The sequence below is a fragment of the Flavobacterium psychrotrophum genome (genome assembly GCF_003403075.1).
GTDB classification, from domain to species: domain Bacteria; phylum Bacteroidota; class Bacteroidia; order Flavobacteriales; family Flavobacteriaceae; genus Flavobacterium; species Flavobacterium psychrotrophum.
On the sequence record NZ_CP031557.1, the window covers coordinates 1,947,516 to 1,964,544 of the forward strand.

Below are 17,029 nucleotides of genomic sequence, written 5' to 3' on the forward strand. Positions count from 1 at the left end.
TTGTAAAATTTTAACAAAGATACTAAAAGCACGCTTATTTTAACAATTACATCTTTATTTAACGACTGCTGTAAGGCTTTTAACGCTTATTAATAATACACGTTAAACATTGGTTAATCCCTGTAAAGACTGGATGCCGTAATAAATGAATGTTTAATTTTACAACACCATCAAAGCTTTACTATCATGAAGAAAGCACTACTCATAATAGCATTTATACTATTTGCACTACCGGCAATAGCCCAGCAAGGCGATAATCAGGAACGTCAGGACCAGATGCCCCCACCAGTAACTGAACGACAGATTGAAAAAGATGCAAAAGCGGCACAGGAAGAGCGCAAAAAAAATGAGGATGCTGAAAAGAAAGAAGATACTTTAAATAAGGAGAATACCAACAAAAGTTCTGATAATAAACCGATAGAAGGTTCAAAAAATCCTTCTTCCGGAAAAACTTCAAACACACCAGGAAAACAACAATAATAACGTTATTTTTTGTTACTTAGGTTATTGAAGGAGAGGTCTGCAAAATTTATTTGCAGGCCTTTTTCTATTTAACATATACCAAATAACGACTACTATTCACCGATTTCAAAAAATAAATATCAACCTTCTAGAGTTATAAATTTCCCACATTTAAACACGGTGTATTTTATAAAAAAATTAATAGTATAATAGTTAAATAAAAGTAACTTAGCGTACTTATTTAAGAACGAAAATTCCCTCATAAACATGAATGAGATTAATATATTATGGGTTGACGACGAGATCGATATGCTTAAACCCCATATACTTTTCCTTGAAAAAAAGAATTACAAAGTTACCACAGCAAACAATGGGCAGGATGCACTGGTGTTGTTTGATGAACAAAACTTTGACATTGTTTTTCTGGATGAGAATATGCCGGGACTTAGTGGCCTTGAGGTGCTTGCAGAGATTAAGGAAAAAAAATCGTCGGTACCTGTTATCATGATTACCAAAAGTGAGGAAGAAATGATAATGGAGGAAGCCATTGGTTCTAAAATAGCCGACTACCTTATCAAGCCTGTAAACCCTAACCAGATTTTACTTTCTTTGAAAAAAAACCTGGATAATTCGCGCCTGGTATCTTCTAAAACCACACTCGATTATCAAAAGGAGTTCCGAAAAATATCTATGGATATGGGTATGGTGCGTACTTATGAAGATTGGGTAGACATGTACAAAAGGCTTATATTTTGGGAGATGGAACTTGAAAATATTGAAGACCAGAGTATGGTAGAAATATTAGAGAGCCAAAAAACAGAAGCTAACTTTCAGTTTGGAAAATATATAGAGAAAAACTATGAAGACTGGTTTGAACCAAAAGCAGACAAGCCGGTATTGAGTCACAATTTGTTTCGTGAACTTGTGGTACCAGAAATTAAAAAGAAGCAGCCCATACTTTTTGTAGTTATTGATAACCTGCGCTGGGACCAGTGGAAAGCCTTTGAAAGCGTAATAAACAACCACTATAAGCTTGAAAAAGAAGCTGCTTATTTCTCTATACTTCCTACGGCTACACAATATGCCCGTAATGCGATTTTTAGCGGTATGACACCACTGGAAATGGAAAAGAAATTTCCGCAATACTGGAAAAATGATGTAGATGAAGGTGGAAAAAACCTTTTTGAAGGCGAGTTCCTTACAGAGCAGCTACGCCGCCTGGGCATGAGTGGCCTTAAGCAGGAATATTATAAAATTACCAATTATAAAGATGGTAAAAAACTGGCAGAAAACTTTAAGGGGCTTAAAAACAACGACCTTACTACCATTGTGTACAATTTTGTAGACATGCTAAGCCATGCCAAGACTGAAATGGATGTTGTTAAGGAGCTTGCCAGTAACGATAAGGCATATCGCTCGCTTACGCTAAGCTGGTTCCGCAATTCGCCGTTACTGGAAATGATACAGCAGGCGCAGCAAATGGATTTCCGCCTTATTATTACTACAGACCACGGTACCATAAATGTAAAGAACCCAAGCAAGGTTATTGGCGACCGCAATACCAGCCTTAACCTGCGCTACAAAACCGGCCGTAGCCTTACTTATGAAGATAAAGATGTATACCATGTAAAAGACCCTAAAGCCATACAGCTGCCTACCATAAATATGAGCAGTTCTTATATCTTTGCCAAGAACGACCTTTTCCTGGCCTACGTAAACAATTATAACCACTATGTAAGCTACTACCGCAATACCTACCAGCACGGCGGTATATCGCTGGAAGAAATGATAATTCCGTTCCTTGTATTTAACCCGAAATAAGAATTGGCAATAATTATGGAAATTACTTTTTCCCTTGCGGAAATAGACGACGTAGCAAAAATAGTATTAGCGTCAAACCTTAAAAACATTATCCTTTTTCATGCCGAAATGGGTGCAGGAAAAACCACTTTTATCAAAGCTCTTGCGCGCCAGCTGGGGGTTATCGACATGACGGGGAGCCCAACCTTTTCGCTCGTTAACGAGTATGGAACAGAAGACGGGCGTGTGCTATACCACTTTGACCTTTATCGCCTTAATAGCGAGGAGGAGGCTTATGACATGGGTATAGATGAATACTTTTATAGTGGCAACCTGTGCCTTATAGAATGGCCGGAGAAAACCCCTAATCTTATACCACTGGACCACACTGCTATATGCCTTACAACATTACCAGACGGCAGGAGAAATCTTGTAATAAAATAGTGGAAAACCATAGCAGAAATTTTGTATATTGTAGACAGTTTTTTAAAACACCATGCCGATAACACCTTTTACAAGACAACAACTATTGCCGCAGGAAGAGAAGCTTGAAGTAGCGCGGCAAAAGGGGGAATTATTTATAGGATTGCCAAAGGAAACATCCTACCAGGAACGCCGCATTTGCCTTACGCCCGATGCCGTGAGTTCGCTTGTGGCGCATGGCCACAGGGTATTGATGGAAAGCGGTGCAGGGCTTACCGCAAGCTATAGCGATAAAGAATATAGCGATGCAGGTGCCGAGATAACCCACGACACAAAAAAAGTTTTTGGCTGCCCCATTATACTTAAGGTAGAACCGGCCAGTGTAGCAGAAATAGAGATGATGAACCATGAAACACTCATCATTAGTGCGCTACAGTTAAAGACACAAAAAAAAGAATACTTTAAGGCTTTAGAAACCAAAAAGATAACAGCACTTGCCTTCGAATTTATAAAAGATTCTGATGGCTCCTACCCTGCCGTTAAATCGCTTAGCGAAATTGCAGGAACGGCATCTGTACTTATTGCTGCCGAGTTAATGATAAGCCAAAAACTGGGTAAAGGCCTGCTGTTTGGTAACATTACAGGCGTACCGCCTACAGAGGTTGTTATACTTGGTGCAGGCACCGCTGCAGAATTTGCTGCAAAGACCGCCATAGGCCTGGGTGCAAGCGTAAAGATTTTTGACAACTCTATCAATAAGTTACGCAGGTTGCAAAACAACCTCAACCATCGCATTTTTACCAGTACCATTCAGGAAAAGGCGCTACTTAAAGCACTTATGCGCTGCGATGTAGCCATTGGCGCCATGCGTGGCAAAGACCGTAGCCCCGTTGTAGTTACAGAAACCATGGTAGAGCGCATGAAGCGCGGTGCCGTAGTTATCGACATTTCTATAGACACGGGCGGTTGCTTTGAAACCAGCGAGGTAACAACCCATGAAAAGCCTACTTTTGTAAAGCATAATGTTACACATTATTGTGTGCCAAATATTCCGTCAAGGTACAGCAAAACAGCATCATTATCAATCAGTAACATTATTAGTCCATTCTTACTACAAATGGCCGATGATGGCGGTATAGAAAGTGCCATGCGCTGTGATGCCGGACTAAAAAATGGTATTTATTTTTACCATGGCCGCTTAACAAGCCGTAGTATTGCAGAATGGTTTTCTATAGATTATACAGATATTAACCTGTTGGCATTTTAGCCTGAAAAGACCCTTTTTAAAAGAGTAAACAATTCACAATATTTCCTTAAAAAACATCAACAGCGTAATTAATAATTAGCTACATTAGCCTTAACCAATTGTAAGCAGGCATATTTTACTATGATGCCTATAATTTCATCAAAAGGCTAAGTTTTGAAAATAATTACGCGATTTGATGGCAGCAGGCCGTCATTCCTCATAAAATATGGTATTCCTGATATCGCCGGAGCTATACATCCGGAATGGAATAGCTATCTAAGCCCCTGTACACCTGCTCTGGAACGCGCCATAGGTTGTACAGGTTGTATTATGTATTCTGGCGAGTTGGCAGGAACAGGATTTTTAATTGCCAATAACCTTATTGTTACCAACAGGCATGTACTACAAAATATTGGGGCTTTTCGCAATGGAAGCTGGACACTTTACAAAAATGTATCAATAGATTTTGGTTTTGAGTATGAAGGCCGCCAAAATTACCTGACCCGTAAGGCAACTAAAGTAGTTTTTACAGGATTGGCTGCTATAGACGGTAGTAACGTAGACCACACAAAGGCAGATATTGCTCTGGTAGAAATTGATGGTATAACGGATACTACCCTGCAACAACCTATTGCATTTAGGCTAACACAGGCTCTTACTCCCGGCACCAAAATATTTACTATTGGCTATCCGCAAATTTCAACCGATGGCGAAACGCCTGAAGCAGCAACCATTTTTAACGGAAAATATAGTGTAAAGCGCATTGCTCCCGGAGAGATAATTACGGGATCTCAACCGGGTTACCCAGGAAGGATATGCCATGATGCCAGTACACTTTCCGGCAATTCTGGTTCGCTGGTTGTGGCCTGCGGAGATGAAGATGTGGCTGCAGCCATACACTATGGAGGCACTACAGACCCTATTAGCGAAAATTGGGGACATAGCTTAAACTATTTTTGCAGTGAGGGTATAAATCCGTATCTCAAGGATTATTTTGATGCGTATGGAGTGGAATATCTTTAAAATAAATCTTATCCCATAAAACAACTACAGCCTGCGAATACAGGCTGTAGCTTAGTAATATACATATAATTGTAAGACACTTCATATCATCTTAAATAACTTTAAGGCTGTTTTACAAGCAGGTACTCCCCAAACGGTATGCTGTAGCTGGTGTACTGAGGCGTAACACCCTCTTCATCATACCTGCCGCTTATGGTTCTAAACTTGAGTTTAAGTTTCTGTACACTACCGCTATCTGCCCTTTGAAAAATCATCTCCGGTTCATAGCCGGGAACTTCTCTATTGGGTTCAGAAAATTGCAAAAGTAACTTTCTGTCTGATACGCCACAACCCTGACAGTAGATAGAACCCGGACCTGCGATAATAGTTCCTACAATCGGATAATCATAATTAGATGGCATATTTAGCATCAACAGATGTAATGTATTAACTTTTTCAACACCATTTTCTACATATTTGTATCCGCCTATTACTATATCCTCATAGTAAAATTTATTTAAAGTATGTTCCTGCTTTATTTTCTTTTGCAGTGTAATTGTTAACGAAGTAGTACCGTTAGTATATTTCCAGGTACCTGTAAATTTATCAAAGTCATTAAATGTATCTTTATAATACACGTCTTGAGCACTTCTGCTATTTTTGTATATAGGTACTACAGCCTGCGAATACAGGCTGTAGCTTAGTAATATACATATAATTGTAAGACACTTCATATCATCTTAAATAACTTTAAGGCTGTTTTACAAGCAGGTACTCCCCAAACGGTATGCTGTAGCTGGTGTACTGAGGCGTAACACCCTCTTCATCATACCTGCCGCTTATGGTTCTAAACTTGAGTTTAAGTTTCTGTACACTACCGCTATCTGCCCTTTGAAAAATCATCTCCGGTTCATAGCCGGGAACTTCTCTATTGGGTTCAGAAAATTGCAAAAGTAACTTTCTGTCTGATACGCCACAACCCTGACAGTAGATAGAACCCGGACCTATGATATTACTTCCTACAATCGGATAATCATAATTAGATGGCATATTTAGCATCAACAGATGTAATGTATTAACTTTTTCAACACCATTTTCTACATATTTGTATCCGCCTATTACTATATCTTCATAGTAAAAACTACCTGGTAATGTTTTCTCCTGCATCAACTTTTTCTGTAGTACAATTGTAAGTGATGTATTTCCATTTGTATATTTCCAGGTACCTGTAAATTTATCAAAGTCATTAAATGTGTCTTTATAATACACGTCATCAGCATCTCTACTGTTTTTGTAGATAGGTACTACAGCCTGCGAATACAGGCTGTAGCTTAGTAATATACATATAATTGTAAGACACTTCATATCATCTTAAATAACTTTAAGGCTGTTTTACAAGCAGGTACTCCCCAAACGGTATGCTGTAGCTGGTGTACTGAGGCGTAACTCCCTCTTCTTCGTACCCGCCGCTTGTGGTTCTAAACTTGAGTTTAAGTTTTTGTACACTACCGCTATCTGCTCTTTGGAAAAACATTTCGGGATCAAGCCCAGGAACCTCTCTATTGGGTTCAGAAAAATGCAAACGTATCTTTCTGTCTGATACGCCACACCCCTTACAGTATAAGGACCCAGGACCTATGATACTATTTCCTACAATCGGATAATCATATTTAGATGACATATTGAACATCACCAGATGTAATGTATTAACCTTTTCAACACCATTTTCTACATATTTGTATCCGCCTATTAATATATCCTCATAGTAAAATTTATTTAAAGTATGTTCCTGCTTTATTTTCTTTTGCAGTGTAATTGTTAACGAAGTAGTTCCGTTAGTATATTTCCAGGTACCTGTAAATTTATCAAAGTCATTAAATGTATCTTTGTAATACACGTCTTGAGCACTTCTGCTATTTTTGTATATAGGCACCACAGCCTGCGAATACAGGTTGTAGCTTAGTAATATACATATAATTATAAGACACTTCATCTTTAGTTAATATAAGGCTTTTAATTCACCTTCTCATTTCAATTTCTCCTATCGGTATACTGAATAAAGGTTGGCCATCGTTATAAAACGACCTGTCATTAAAAGTACGGTAATTACCCAAACCCAGGTTAAACTTTATTTTTGTAGAAGTAGGGAAAGGCTTTATTATTGTCTAATAGCCTATTACATTACGGGTATGATCTAAAATTCGTCCATCTAAAAAGTTGTAACCTGCCTGCTTTATTCCGTAAGATTTTATAGGGTTTACAATTAAATTAGCAATATTGTCACATATCGTAACTCCATTATTAATTAACTTGTAACATGACTTGTTGATATAATTCTAAGTTTCGTCGTCAATTTTGTTAATTAACATATTCTGTTTCTCAATCTTTAACTGAAATGTTTGTCTTCATAAATATGGTTGGTTTTAGATTACTGATTGGTAGTACAAGTTTAAAGAATTGAAATGTAATACATGCCATCATTACTGTTAAATAATTAACACAACCCGCCTTAACATTTTTGTATACCTGTTTTTAAAGTACATTTAATACTTTTACTTTATGCTAATACCTAACTATAACGGAATCTCTAAAGCCGAAGCTACCCAGCTGCAATACCAAATGCGTACGGGCATATCGTTGCAAACAAGCATTGATAAAATTACGACTATAGCCGGTGCAGATATTTCGCACAATAAAAATTCTGATATTGTGTATGCCGGTATTGTAGTACTGAGTTATCCGCAAATGGTGGTACAGTAATACTCAATGGTAGTGGCGCAAACAACAGTACCTTACATACCCGGTTACTTAGGGTTCAGGGAAGTCCCTGCCCTGTTACAGGCCTGGCAACAGTTATCACAAAAACCCGATGTCATCGTTCTTGACAGGCAGGGCATTACACATCCGCGCCAAATGGGCATTGCCTCTCACTTTGGGTTATTGGCTGACTGGCCTGCTATTGGCTGCGCAAAGAGTATGCTCTATGGCAATTTTCCAGATTTGGGAGACAGCAAATTTAGTACGAGCCCTATTAAAGATCGTACCAATAACCTGTTAGGCTACGCATTGCGTACAAAGAACAAGGTAGAGCCGGTATATATTTCTCCCGGCCATAAAGTATCTATACCCGACAGTCTTGAAATTATTACCAATTGCGTGCAGGGTTACCGCATACCCGAACCTACACGGCAAGCGCACAATCATGTAAACCTGTTGCGAACAGGAAAATTAAAACCGGGTTTTTATAAGGCAGATACGCAAGGAAGTTTGTTTTAACTATAGATTACTAAGCCATGAATTTGATTAGTCTTCCGCACTTTAATTAATTCCATTTCTCCTAAAAATTTCTTTCAGATACAAGATCCGTTCATTACCACAATCAGGAATATGATTGAGTTCATTTATTTTTCCTACTGCAGGAGAAATGTAGGATTGCATACACTCAAAACAAATTTCTAAAAAGCAAATAACTTTACCCGTTTCATCATAAAACACCACACCATTGCGAGGCTGGTAACATTTGACTTCCTGCATAATATTACTTTTATACCCTTTGCGTATCGTGTAATTAATCAACAGCTTACTTAAGCTATCTACATCTTTACCTGATATTTCCTTTTCCTGTAAAAGATTATATTTTTTTTCTTTTCCCTCAAAATTTAGCGTTAAGGTTCTTATAAACGAATTTTCCGAACTGCCCTTTTTAGCCAAAGCAATCTCGCCGGGATACGAAATCAGCACAATCTTCTTTGCCTTATTAAAAGGAAATTGTTTTATGCGTTCAGCCGGTTTCATGTTACCAAACCAGCCGCAATCCTGCTTTTGCGCGTAACCAGATTGTATGAGTAAAAAGAAGTTGAGTATAAGAAAGATATTTTTCATAGCAAATTATGATTGGTTGATATCTCAAATATATAAAAAAACAGCTGTTAGCCCGGATATAAAATCCTACTAACAACTGTTTATATATCTCTGAGATTCTTCGACTCCGCTGCGCTGCGCTCAGAGTGACAAACTGCAAAACTGTGAAAGTCTTAAATTCCCGCTACAGCCTTTATCTCATCAATGATTCTTAAGGCAAGCACATCTGCTTTTTCCTGAGTCTGTGCCTCGGTATAAATACGTATAATAGGCTCGGTATTGCTTTTGCGCAGGTGTACCCATTCTTCAGCAAAGTCTATTTTTACACCATCTACAGTTGATATATCTTCGTGTGCATACTTAGCCGTCATGGCTTCCAATATGGCATCAACATCAATTTGTGGTGTAAGCTCAATTTTATTTTTACTCATAAAATACTGTGGATACGATGCCCTTAACGCAGCTACATCAGTAATATTATTTTCAGCCAGGTAAGTAAGGAACAACGCCACACCTACAAGAGAGTCACGCCCGTAGTGCGATTCAGGGTAAATAATACCACCATTGCCTTCGCCACCTATAATGGCATTGTTCTTCTTCATAAGTTCAACTACATTTACCTCTCCCACAGCGCTGGCCTCATAAGTGCCGCCGTGTTTTTGGGTAATATCGCGAAGTGCACGGCTTGATGACATATTGCTTACCGTGTTGCCCGGTGTTTTACTCAGTACATAATCTGCACAGGCAACAAGGGTATATTCTTCGCCAAACATTTCGCCATCATTGCTTATAAAAGCAAGGCGGTCAACGTCCGGGTCTACTACGATACCAAAGTCCGCTTCCTCTTCTACAACCAGTTTACAGATGTCGCCCAGGTGTTCTTTAAGCGGCTCTGGGTTGTGGGGGAATTGACCGTTTGGCGTGCAGTACAGGCGCACTACTTCCACTCCCATTTGTTCAAGTAGCTTAGGAATAATAATACCACCAGAAGAGTTAACACCATCTACCACAACCTTAAATTTCTTTTCCTTAACAAGATCAGCATTTACGAGTGGTAAATCCAGTACCTCATCAATATGGATATCCATATAGGCATCATTTTGGGTTACTTCGCCCAGGCTGTCTACGTCAACAAAAGAGAACGCTTCCTCTTCGGCTATTTCAAGTATTTTAGCACCATCTGCACCGTTCAGGAACTCGCCTTTTTCATTAAGTAACTTAAGGGCATTCCACTGCTTAGGGTTATGGCTTGCAGTAAGTATGATACCACCATCGGCTTTTTCAAGGGGCACAGCAATTTCTACCGTAGGTGTAGTGCTAAGGCCAAGATCTATAACATCTATACCTAAACCTACAAGCGTATTTACTACAAGGTTGTGAATCATAGGGCCGCTAATACGCGCATCACGACCTATAACCACAGTTAATTTTTCTTTATCTGAATTATTTTTAAGGAAGGTGCCATATGCCGAAGCAAATTTTACAGCATCAACTGGTGTCAGGTTATCTCCGGTTTTTCCACCTATGGTACCACGAATACCTGATATCGATTTAATTAACGTCATTTTCTGTGTGTTTGTTGCAAAAAGCAAATATAGTTTTTTTTGTCCGAAGTCGAATGTCTAAAGTCAAAGGCCGCTGAGAGCCGAAAGCACATCCGAATATTTAGAATGCATAGCAACCGTTGGGTATGATATAGACATTGGTCAGCTCAAACGCATCATTTCATTTGCTTTATTTTTTGCCACGAATTCCTCGAATTTTCACAAATTTTCATTCTGCTTTAAATCACTTTGAATATAACGAATTGAATGATTTCTGAAATTTGTGAAAATTCGAGGAATTCGTGGCTTATTTTTTATGTTGCGTTTACCCTGAGACACTAACCATTCGACTTTTTACTTTCGACTTAAAATGTTATCTTCGGGCTTATGAATTTTCTTGCACACATTTACCTTTCCGGAGACAACGACAATTTAAAGATTGGTAACTTCATTGCCGACGGTATCCACGGGCAACCCACCAAGTTTCATCCTGAGATTCAAAAAGGCATCATGGTACACCGTGCCATTGATACTTATACTGATGCGCATCCTATATTCAGGCAGGGTACTAAAAGGCTGCACGCCAACTACCACCACTATGCGGGGGTAATTATGGATATTTTTTATGATCACTTCCTGGCTAAGAACTGGAATAATTACCATGCTGTGCCACTGGCAGATTATGCACAGGATTTTTACAGCCTGCTCAATAGAAACCTTTCAATACTGCCACCCCGAAGCCTTAGCTCAGTGCAGCACATGACAGAGCACAACTGGCTGCTAAGCTATGCCAGCCTTGAGGGTATAGCCCGCACGCTAGCGCAAATGGACTATCGTACAAAACACCGATCGGGCATGACAACGGCTATAAACGAGTTGCAGGAATTTTATACCGAATATGAAGCTGAGTTTACCGTATTTTTTGAAGATTTGAAGCAGCATGTAATCCAGAAATTGAGCGAACTCTAAAATGGATTTTGTTATTGATGTCAAAAAAGCTTTCATGGAAAACGCCGACAGCACCAACGCTGCGGCAATGGCGGCATATATGAAGGGGAATTTTCCGTTCGTTGGTATTAAAACAGGCCTTCGCCGCGATGTACAAAAGGAAATCCTCTTAAAACATAAAAAGGAAATACAGGCTGAAGCCCGCACCGTTGCACTACAACTATACAACCTGCCACAACGGGAATATCATTATTATGCTATCGAGATATTGATAAAAGAGCTGCATAAAAAGTTTGTCCCAAACGATATTGATCTGATAGAGCACATGCTCATTACCCACTCGTGGTGGGATAGTGTAGATACCATAGCAAAATACCTGCTGGGTGGTTACCTCAAACAATATCCCGAAAGCATTACAACAGTAATTGAAAAATTTTCAGGTTCAGAAAATATGTGGCTTAACCGGAGTGCCATTATTTTTCAGCTCGGGTATAAAAAAGATACCAATGCAAAACTACTCTTTAGTCTTTGTGAAAAGCACCGCCTTTCAAAAGAATTCTTTATACAAAAAGCCATAGGATGGGCGCTGCGGGAGTACGGAAAAACAAATCCTGAAGCTGTAAAAAATTTTGTAAATATTGCCCAGCTTAAACCTCTAAGCACTCGCGAAGCCTTAAAAAACTTATAAATAAGGCGGTATTTTTTTAGTAAATGGAGTATCTTAGCGTTTTATTGCAAATTCTCAAATTCCACTTACTACAATGCCCACCAGAAAAGACTCCAAATTCAGGCTTTGGCTACGCCGTAACCTTGCCCGATTAGAAGCCTTATTTTTTATCCTCAAAAGCCTGTTGTCTGAAAGGCATTTTATTTATTTATCAGCAGTAATAGTAGCTATTTCTACATCTTTTGCGGTAATAATACTTAAAAGTTTTGCCCATAACGTGTTTAGGCTGGCTACTTATGTAAACAGCTATTTAAAGCTGCCTTATATAAATAGTATACTACCTATTGTAGGTATATTACTCACAGTACTTGTAATAAAAAAAGTACTGCAAAATAAAATTGAAAAAGGAAGTTCGCGCATACTCGTCGCCGTAGCAAAAAAAGGTGGCATCATGCCCAGAAAGCAAATGTATGCCCAGATCATTACAAGTTCACTTACTGTAGGGCTTGGCGGATCGGCAGGGCTTGAGTCGCCCATTACCGTTACTGGGGCTGCATTTGGGTCTAATTTTGCACGTAAATATAAACTTCACAAAAAAGACCGTATACTACTGTTAGCCTGCGGTGTAGCAGCAGGTATAGCAGCAGCATTTAACGCACCCATTGCTGGTGTTTTGTTTGCTATAGAAGTTGTACTGACCGATGTATCCATCTCTGCATTTATCCCCATAATGATATCTGCTGCCACAGGAGCACTGGTTTCTACCATTGTGCTAAACCAGGAAGTATTGCTTTCATTCCGTTCACGCCAGGAGTTTGATTACCACAATATCATCTTTTATATACTACTGGGCATACTGGCAGGATTTGTATCTTTATACCACGCAAAGGCATTCCAGAAGGTAGAACGCCATTTTCATAAACTACGCATCAAAGGGTACCGTAAAGCGTTGTATGGTGCCATACCTTTAGCCTTACTGATATTCTTTTTCCCTACATTATTTGGCGAAGGTTATGAGAGTATCAAAACCCTGAGTACACCACACCCCGAAGTATTACTGGATAACACACTACTGGAAGGTTTCCAGAAAAGCCCCTGGATATTATTACTGTTTATAGGCCTTACCATGTTTATAAAAGCATTTGCCACGGGTCTTACACTTGCCAGTGGCGGTAACGGTGGTAACTTTGCCCCATCGCTTTTTGTAGGGTCTTACCTGGGTTTTGCTGTAGCCAAGTTTTTTAACCTTACCGGGCTTACACATTTGCCTGTAGGCAACTTTACGCTGGTAGGCATGGCAGGTATTCTAAGCGGATTGTTTCATGCGCCGCTTACTGCCATCTTTCTTATTGCAGAAATTACCGGCGGTTACAACCTTATGGTACCCTTAATGATTGTATCATCTATAAGCTATGCGGTAAGTAAGCAATTTGAAACCTACTCTATGGATGTAAAAGACCTGGCATTTAAAGGGCAGGTATTTACATCTGATAAAGATAGAAACGTGCTATCAAGCATCGACATAATGGAAGTAATATGTACCGACCTCCCTACCCTTTCGCCTAACCAAAAACCCGAGGATGTTATTGCATTACTTGCTAATTCGAACCACTCGCATTTTGCGGTTACTGATGATAAGAACAGGTTACTGGGCGTGGTAGACTTCGATAAGATACGTCACCTTATATTTAGCCCTTTTAAGCTTAAATACAGTAAAATGGAGGAACTGATGTCTCCGCCAGATTTTGCAGTGTCCGTAGAAGACTCTATAGAAATGGTACTCGAAAAATTCGAAGAAGCCCACACAGCATATCTGCCTATTTTAAAAGACGAGCGTTACTACGGGTTTATATATAAAGAAAAAGTGTTAGAATCTTACCGTGAGAAACACAGGGATATGGTTATTGATTAAGTAGGTATCCTGATAAACAAAAGGCAGTTTCGTTATATAACAAAACTGCCTTTTCACTTTTTTAAGAATCTGAACAACTATATAATCGTAGAACTGCCTATGGTTACATTATCAAGCCCGGCAACGGGTGCTTCCTGCTTAAGAATGTAATGTTCTACAAAATTACCTACATCTTTAGTGCTGTAATTGCTGCCTGCTACAACATCCTGGGTAGAAATACCCTGATCAATACTCGCTGTTACAGCGGCTTTAATAAGCGCAGCCTCATCATAAAGGTCAAAATGCTCTAACAACATGGCAGCCGATAGTATTGACGCAACAGGATTTGCAATGCCCTTACCTGCCGCCTGTGGGTACGAACCGTGTATGGGCTCAAACATTGAATGCTTATCCCCTACCGATGCTGATGCTGCAAGCCCTATACTGCCTCCCAGTACACTGGCCTCATCAGATAGTATATCGCCAAACATATTCTCGGTAACGATCACATCAAATTGTGCCGGGTTTAAAATAAGCTGCATGGCAGCATTATCAACAAACAAAAAGTCTAACGCTACATCAGGGTATTGTTTGCCCAACTCGGTAACTACCCTGCGCCACAGACGCGATGTTTCCAACACGTTTGCTTTGTCTACAAGGGTAAGCTTTTTACGGCGGTTTTGTGCGGATTTAAAAGCCATTACGGCAATACGCTCTACTTCTTGCTCACTATAGCTACATAAATCTGATGCAAATGTTTTATCATCGCTCAGCTTTTTTTCGCCAAAGTAAATACCCCCTGTAAGTTCCCGGTAAATGGTAAGGTCTACCCCGGCAATGCGTTCCGGACGAAGCGGAGACTGATCGGCTAGTTTGGCATACATAGTTGTAGGCCTGATATTGGCATATAATCCCAGCTCTTTACGCAGCTTTAGCAATCCCTGTTCCGGGCGTACAGGTGCACTGGGGTCGTTATCATATTTAGGGTGTCCTATGGCACCAAATAACACCGCATCAGTCGTTTTACAAACTGTGAGGGTAGCTTCAGGCAACGGGTCATTAAATTCATCTATAGCAATAGCACCCACAGCTGCTTCATGGTACTCAAAGGTATGTCCAAAGGTTTTAGATATGGCGTTTAGTGTCTTGATGGCTTCGTGGGTAACTTCCGGTCCAATGCCGTCTCCTGATAATACTGCAATTTTTAATTTCATAGCACTGCTTGTTTTTTTTCAAATTCAGCGATGGCATCAAGCCTGCTTACTAAAAAGTCCATATCATCGTAGCCGTTAATAAGGCATAGTTTTTTATACGGGTCAATATCAAAATGTTCTTTACCTCCTATAAAGGTGATACTTTGCTCCTCCAGGTTAATGGTTACTGCTGTAGCAGGATCTGCTACTGTAGCTTCAAACAATTTTGCCAAAAAATCCGGACTTACCTGTACCGGAAGCAGCCCGTTGTTAAGACTGTTACCCTTAAAAATATCAGCAAAAAAACTCGATACAATAACCTTAAGCCCGTACCCTGCAATGGCCCAGGCAGCATGCTCACGGCTCGACCCGCAGCCAAAGTTATCGCCCGCCACTAATATGGTACCGCTATACCGCGTATCATTAAGCGGAAAGCCATTATTAAGCGAACCATCGGCATTATAGCGCCAGTCCCTAAAAAGGTTATCGCCAAAGCCTGCCTTATCAGTCGATTTTAAGAACCGCGCCGGAATGATCTGGTCGGTATCTACATCGGCAATATTCAATGGTACAACGGTATCCGTATAAGAAATAAACTTCTCCATTAATTCAGGTTTTGGGTATAGTCAATAATTTTACCTTCAATAGCAATGGCAGCTGCGGTAAGCGGGCTTGCCAAAATGGTGCGTGCACCCGGCCCCTGCCTACCCTCAAAGTTGCGGTTGCTTGTAGAAACGCAATATTCCCCCGCAGGAATTTTGTCTTCGTTCATGGCCAGGCACGCAGAGCAGCCCGGTTCCCGAATTTCAAAACCGGCATCTGTAAATATCTTTTCAAGTCCCTCAGCTTCGATTTGCTTAACCACCTGCTGCGACCCTGGCACTATAAGCGCGGTAATATTGCCGGCCTTTGTCTTGCCCTTAATATAATCTGCCACCTGCCTGAAATCTTCAATGCGCGAATTAGTACAACTGCCTATAAACACATAGTTTATCTGCTGTCCCAATAACGATTGTTTACCGGTAAAGCCCATATATGCCAATGCCTTTTCGGCTGAGGCATCGTCGCTTTTTGGCAGGCTATCTGTTATTTTTATGCCCATCCCCGGGTTAGTACCGTAGGTTATCATAGGGCCTATTTCTTCGGCGGCAATGGTATATTCTTTATCAAATTCAGCACCTTCATCCGTCTTTAAACTGTCCCAGTATGCTTTCTTCTTTTCAAATTCGGCACCTTTAGGGGCAAATTCACGCCCCTCTACATATGCGTATGTAGTTTCATCCGGAGCTATCAATCCGCCACGGGCACCCATTTCTATACTCATATTGCACACCGTCATACGCCCCTCCATACTCATCTCTTCAAACACATCACCTGCGTATTCACAAAAATAGCCCGTACCGCTGTTGGTACCCAGTTTGGCAATAATATACAGAATAACGTCTTTCGGCGTAACACCTTTTTTTAGCGTGCCGTTTACGTTAACACGCAATGATTTTGGCTTTTCTAAAAGCAGGCACTGGCTTGCAAAAACCTGAGCTACCTGGCTGGTGCCAATACCAAAAGCAATAGTACCAAAGGCTCCGTGTGTACTGGTATGGCTGTCGCCACATACTATGGTCATACCCGGTTGTGTAATACCAAGCTCCGGAGCAATAACGTGCACAATGCCGTTATACGGATGGCCCAGGCCATAAAAGGTAATGCCATTTTTTTCGCAGTTTAGTGTAAGTTCTTCTATCTGCCTGCGCGACATATCGTCTTTAATGGGTAAATGCTGGTCTTTAGTTGGCGTATTGTGGTCTGCCGTGGCAACAATGCGTTCTGTACGAAATACCTTTAGGCCACGCTCCTCCAACTCAGAAAAAGCCTGTGGACTGGTAACCTCATGTATAAGGTGCTTATCTATATATAAAACACTGGGGCCGTTGGGTATAGATTCTACCACATGCGCATCCCAGACTTTATCAAAAAGTGTCTTTTTCATTACCA

At 40.2% G+C, this 17,029-nt stretch carries 18 protein-coding genes; 10 read left to right on the top strand and 8 right to left on the bottom strand.

Features of this window, described 5'->3' with window-relative positions; genetic code table 11:
* The first annotated feature begins 186 nt into the window (after nucleotides 1-186).
* From DYH63_RS08450 to DYH63_RS08470, 5 genes are all read left to right on the top strand, one after another.
* Entirely contained in the window at nucleotides 187-480 is a 294-nt protein-coding gene (locus DYH63_RS08450) for a hypothetical protein (protein WP_116788396.1), read from the top strand.
* A 249-nt stretch (nucleotides 481-729) separates the two neighbouring features.
* Nucleotides 730-2,283 carry a T9SS response regulator signal transducer PorX gene (gene porX / locus DYH63_RS08455; protein WP_116788397.1) on the top strand — a complete coding sequence of 518 codons (1,554 nt, stop codon included), beginning with the start codon at nucleotides 730-732 and terminating at the stop codon, nucleotides 2,281-2,283.
* A gap of 15 nt (nucleotides 2,284-2,298) precedes the next feature.
* Nucleotides 2,299-2,706, top strand: a complete 408-nt coding sequence (gene tsaE / locus DYH63_RS08460; RefSeq protein WP_116788398.1) for a tRNA (adenosine(37)-N6)-threonylcarbamoyltransferase complex ATPase subunit type 1 TsaE — start codon at nucleotides 2,299-2,301, stop codon at nucleotides 2,704-2,706.
* Between the two features lie 52 nt (nucleotides 2,707-2,758).
* Nucleotides 2,759-3,952, top strand: a complete 1,194-nt coding sequence (locus tag DYH63_RS08465; protein WP_116788399.1) for an alanine dehydrogenase — start codon at nucleotides 2,759-2,761, stop codon at nucleotides 3,950-3,952.
* A 153-nt stretch (nucleotides 3,953-4,105) separates the two neighbouring features.
* Nucleotides 4,106-4,954, top strand: coding sequence for a trypsin-like serine peptidase (locus DYH63_RS08470; protein WP_116788400.1), 849 nt, complete (start codon nucleotides 4,106-4,108; stop codon nucleotides 4,952-4,954).
* 101 nt (nucleotides 4,955-5,055) lie between these two features.
* On the opposite strand, the gene DYH63_RS08475 is transcribed toward DYH63_RS08470, so the two are convergent.
* Genes DYH63_RS08475 through DYH63_RS08485 form a run of 3 tightly spaced genes read right to left on the bottom strand, consistent with a single transcriptional unit; the run spans nucleotide 5,056 to nucleotide 6,926 of the window.
* Complete coding sequence (locus DYH63_RS08475) at nucleotides 5,056-5,667, bottom strand: DUF6705 family protein (protein ID WP_116788401.1); 612 nt, start codon at nucleotides 5,665-5,667, stop codon at nucleotides 5,056-5,058.
* A gap of 16 nt (nucleotides 5,668-5,683) precedes the next feature.
* Nucleotides 5,684-6,298 carry a DUF6705 family protein gene (locus DYH63_RS08480; RefSeq protein ID WP_116788402.1) on the bottom strand — a complete coding sequence of 205 codons (615 nt, stop codon included), beginning with the start codon at nucleotides 6,296-6,298 and terminating at the stop codon, nucleotides 5,684-5,686.
* 16 nt (nucleotides 6,299-6,314) lie between these two features.
* On the bottom strand, nucleotides 6,315-6,926 hold the full coding sequence (locus DYH63_RS08485; RefSeq protein ID WP_116788403.1) for a DUF6705 family protein: 612 nt from the start codon (nucleotides 6,924-6,926) through the stop codon (nucleotides 6,315-6,317).
* Between the two features lie 566 nt (nucleotides 6,927-7,492).
* Between DYH63_RS08485 and DYH63_RS21440 the strand changes: the two genes are divergently transcribed.
* The gene (locus DYH63_RS21440; RefSeq protein ID WP_205528291.1) at nucleotides 7,493-7,693 is read left to right on the top strand and encodes an endonuclease V; all 201 of its coding nucleotides are present in this window, start codon (nucleotides 7,493-7,495) and stop codon (nucleotides 7,691-7,693) included.
* Between the two features lie 12 nt (nucleotides 7,694-7,705).
* Nucleotides 7,706-8,209, top strand: coding sequence for an endonuclease V (locus tag DYH63_RS08490; protein ID WP_205528292.1), 504 nt, complete (start codon nucleotides 7,706-7,708; stop codon nucleotides 8,207-8,209).
* Nucleotides 8,210-8,251: 42 nt separating this feature from the next.
* Here DYH63_RS08490 and DYH63_RS08495 read toward each other — a convergent pair whose 3' ends face one another.
* Nucleotides 8,252-8,815: a hypothetical protein gene (locus DYH63_RS08495; protein ID WP_116788404.1), complete on the bottom strand. Its 564-nt coding sequence runs from the start codon at nucleotides 8,813-8,815 to the stop codon at nucleotides 8,252-8,254.
* A gap of 152 nt (nucleotides 8,816-8,967) precedes the next feature.
* On the bottom strand, nucleotides 8,968-10,359 hold the full coding sequence (gene glmM, locus DYH63_RS08500) for a phosphoglucosamine mutase (RefSeq protein ID WP_116788405.1): 1,392 nt from the start codon (nucleotides 10,357-10,359) through the stop codon (nucleotides 8,968-8,970).
* Nucleotides 10,360-10,725: 366 nt separating this feature from the next.
* On the opposite strand from glmM, the gene DYH63_RS08505 reads away from it, so the two are divergent.
* From DYH63_RS08505 to DYH63_RS08515, 3 genes are all read left to right on the top strand, one after another.
* Nucleotides 10,726-11,307 (top strand): acyl carrier protein phosphodiesterase, encoded by a 582-nt coding sequence (locus DYH63_RS08505; RefSeq protein ID WP_116788406.1) that lies wholly within the window; start codon nucleotides 10,726-10,728, stop codon nucleotides 11,305-11,307.
* 34 nt (nucleotides 11,308-11,341) lie between these two features.
* The gene (locus tag DYH63_RS08510; protein ID WP_162926966.1) at nucleotides 11,342-11,974 is read left to right on the top strand and encodes a DNA alkylation repair protein; all 633 of its coding nucleotides are present in this window, start codon (nucleotides 11,342-11,344) and stop codon (nucleotides 11,972-11,974) included.
* A gap of 73 nt (nucleotides 11,975-12,047) precedes the next feature.
* Nucleotides 12,048-13,865: a chloride channel protein gene (locus tag DYH63_RS08515; protein ID WP_116788408.1), complete on the top strand. Its 1,818-nt coding sequence runs from the start codon at nucleotides 12,048-12,050 to the stop codon at nucleotides 13,863-13,865.
* Nucleotides 13,866-13,942: 77 nt separating this feature from the next.
* Here the strand turns inward: DYH63_RS08515 and leuB are convergent, their stop codons facing one another.
* The 3 genes from leuB to leuC are packed head-to-tail and all read right to left on the bottom strand — an operon-like array spanning nucleotide 13,943 to nucleotide 17,024.
* Nucleotides 13,943-15,058, bottom strand: coding sequence for a 3-isopropylmalate dehydrogenase (gene leuB, locus DYH63_RS08520; protein ID WP_116788409.1), 1,116 nt, complete (start codon nucleotides 15,056-15,058; stop codon nucleotides 13,943-13,945).
* Nucleotides 15,055-15,642, bottom strand: a complete 588-nt coding sequence (gene leuD, locus DYH63_RS08525; protein WP_116788410.1) for a 3-isopropylmalate dehydratase small subunit — start codon at nucleotides 15,640-15,642, stop codon at nucleotides 15,055-15,057. The genes leuB and leuD overlap by 4 nt, the downstream gene beginning before the upstream one ends.
* Nucleotides 15,642-17,024, bottom strand: coding sequence for a 3-isopropylmalate dehydratase large subunit (gene leuC / locus DYH63_RS08530; RefSeq protein ID WP_116790778.1), 1,383 nt, complete (start codon nucleotides 17,022-17,024; stop codon nucleotides 15,642-15,644). Before leuC ends, leuD begins: the two co-directional genes overlap by 1 nt.
* Nucleotides 17,025-17,029 lie beyond the last annotated feature (5 nt).

Bases quoted from the DNA above. Each gene is read 5' to 3' on its own strand.
- DYH63_RS08450 (WP_116788396.1), top strand. From the start codon at position 187: ATGAAGAAAGCACTACTCATAATAGCATTTATACTATTTGCACTACCG.
- porX (WP_116788397.1), top strand. From the start codon at position 730: ATGAATGAGATTAATATATTATGGGTTGACGACGAGATCGATATGCTT.
- tsaE (WP_116788398.1), top strand. From the start codon at position 2,299: ATGGAAATTACTTTTTCCCTTGCGGAAATAGACGACGTAGCAAAAATA.
- DYH63_RS08465 (WP_116788399.1), top strand. From the start codon at position 2,759: ATGCCGATAACACCTTTTACAAGACAACAACTATTGCCGCAGGAAGAG.
- DYH63_RS08475 (WP_116788401.1), bottom strand. From the start codon at position 5,667: ATGAAGTGTCTTACAATTATATGTATATTACTAAGCTACAGCCTGTAT.
- DYH63_RS08480 (WP_116788402.1), bottom strand. From the start codon at position 6,298: ATGAAGTGTCTTACAATTATATGTATATTACTAAGCTACAGCCTGTAT.
- DYH63_RS08485 (WP_116788403.1), bottom strand. From the start codon at position 6,926: ATGAAGTGTCTTATAATTATATGTATATTACTAAGCTACAACCTGTAT.
- DYH63_RS21440 (WP_205528291.1), top strand. From the start codon at position 7,493: ATGCTAATACCTAACTATAACGGAATCTCTAAAGCCGAAGCTACCCAG.
- DYH63_RS08495 (WP_116788404.1), bottom strand. From the start codon at position 8,815: ATGAAAAATATCTTTCTTATACTCAACTTCTTTTTACTCATACAATCT.
- glmM (WP_116788405.1), bottom strand. From the start codon at position 10,359: ATGACGTTAATTAAATCGATATCAGGTATTCGTGGTACCATAGGTGGA.
- DYH63_RS08505 (WP_116788406.1), top strand. From the start codon at position 10,726: ATGAATTTTCTTGCACACATTTACCTTTCCGGAGACAACGACAATTTA.
- DYH63_RS08510 (WP_162926966.1), top strand. From the start codon at position 11,342: ATGGAAAACGCCGACAGCACCAACGCTGCGGCAATGGCGGCATATATG.
- DYH63_RS08515 (WP_116788408.1), top strand. From the start codon at position 12,048: ATGCCCACCAGAAAAGACTCCAAATTCAGGCTTTGGCTACGCCGTAAC.
- leuB (WP_116788409.1), bottom strand. From the start codon at position 15,058: ATGAAATTAAAAATTGCAGTATTATCAGGAGACGGCATTGGACCGGAA.
- leuD (WP_116788410.1), bottom strand. From the start codon at position 15,642: ATGGAGAAGTTTATTTCTTATACGGATACCGTTGTACCATTGAATATT.
- leuC (WP_116790778.1), bottom strand. From the start codon at position 17,024: ATGAAAAAGACACTTTTTGATAAAGTCTGGGATGCGCATGTGGTAGAA.